We start from the raw sequence: 1,705 nt of genomic DNA, 5'->3' as shown, positions 1-1,705 counted from the left end.
AAAATATCTAACATTTTATTAAAAGTGGCTTGTTTTATTCCTGTTAATCGGAATAATTCTTTATCATTAATAAAATCAAATTTATCAAATTTCATAATTTTAGATTCCTATAATTTCTATTTTAAATATATTTTATAGGAATTTTAAAATAACTAGGTTATGCAAGAAGTCTATTTATGGAAATAAATAGTTTATTTCCATTTTTAATTAAATTAACAAAATTTATAAAAAATAGAAAGGATAAATATGAAAAAAATATTAAGTCTTTTAGGAACAATCACCTTAATAGGAACAAGTACCACAAGTTTGGTTGCTTGTGATAACATAGTAGAATATACACCCGAAGAATTAACAAAATTAAAAGAAGAAAACAATATAAGTTTAAAAGATGGTATTTTAGAATGAATGGCACCACAAGAAAGGCCATTTAATGAAGTTGATAACAAATATTATTATGTAGTATGAAAAGGAAATAATCAATGAAATATAAATAAATTTAAAAATGATGAATTTCCAAAACAAATAATACCTAATAATAATGGTAAAGATAAAATATTGATTAATTATGGTGATTATACTGTTATACAACAAAGACTAAAAGAATTGTATTTTGTTTATAGAGATTCACTGAAAATTAAATATTGGTCTTACGATAAGGAAGGAATATATTTTAAATCAGTTTATCGTTGAAATTTATATAATAATGAACCCAATTTAGTTATTGATAAAAATGGCAATGTAAAAGTCGATGGAGAATAAAAAAAGAGATGTAATTGATAATGTCAATTTTAATTGACATTATCACAGTAAATCTCTTTTTATTTTATCTTGGTTTAAATGTAATCTTAACTAGGTTATCACTTTTGTTTCTAATTCCTAAATAATTAGGATTAGACATATCTATTATTATATTTTTATCATTACCAAAATATCCTCTTTCAATAAACATTAATTTAGAAATTAATAATTTTGTAAATCTGATTTTTAATTTTACATCATTAGTATAATATGCTTGTAAATATGTTTCTATAATTTTATCTTTGTCATTATTAAATAATTTTGTTATTTGTAATAAAAATCTTAAATCATAATTATAAATTGGTGTGTTATATATATTAAAATAATTATTTTTTGGTAAACCATTAGTATATGCAGTAGCAAATGTTTGAATATTATTTACTTTTATATTATCAGTATATAAAGTTATTATATTATCAAAATTAATTTTATCAATTTGCGAATAACCAGATTCATATAAAGTTATATTATCTAATGAACCATAAGAATTATTGCAACCACTTAAACCACCTAAAATATTAACATTTCTATTGGGAATAAAATTTTCTATATCACATGGTCCACATTCAACTTGTAAATTATTAAGATTACTTATTTCTATTGTTTTATAAGCATCTTGGAATTTACTGATACTTTGAATTGTTGGGTCAATTTGTTTTAAGTCAATTTCTATTTCATAATAACCATAATTAAATTCATCAGAAAATAAATTAACAGGGGGAGGAAAAGCACCCTTACATTGTGCTGGTGCTGTAATTTTGGTTTTTAATGGTTGAATCGTATTAGCATCTCAGATATCTTTTGTATAAGGTTTATAATTATATGGTACTGGTGGTAAAACATATTGTGGGTAATTAAATGTTGGTATTTCATAATCATGGGGGAGTAAGAAACTAGTTTTATAATW

The 1,705-nt window shown here is 21.9% G+C and carries 2 protein-coding genes; one reads left to right on the top strand and one right to left on the bottom strand.

Annotated features, from left to right (window positions below):
- Positions 1-246 precede the first annotated feature (246 nt).
- The gene (locus tag EHV01_RS05245) at positions 247-759 is read left to right on the top strand and encodes a lipoprotein (RefSeq protein ID WP_422066536.1); all 513 of its coding nucleotides are present in this window, start codon (positions 247-249) and stop codon (positions 757-759) included.
- A gap of 64 nt (positions 760-823) precedes the next feature.
- Here EHV01_RS05245 and EHV01_RS05240 read toward each other — a convergent pair.
- Positions 824-1,705, bottom strand: an 882-nt coding sequence (locus EHV01_RS05240) for a hypothetical protein (protein WP_422066535.1), incomplete at its 5' end; no start/stop codon positions are given.

Origin of the sequence: Spiroplasma sp. hy2, from assembly GCF_044714365.1 — a bacterium.
Lineage (GTDB): Bacteria > Bacillota_I > Bacilli_A > Mycoplasmatales > Mycoplasmataceae > Spiroplasma > Spiroplasma phoeniceum.
This window is presented reverse-complemented; position numbering and strand designations above follow the sequence as displayed.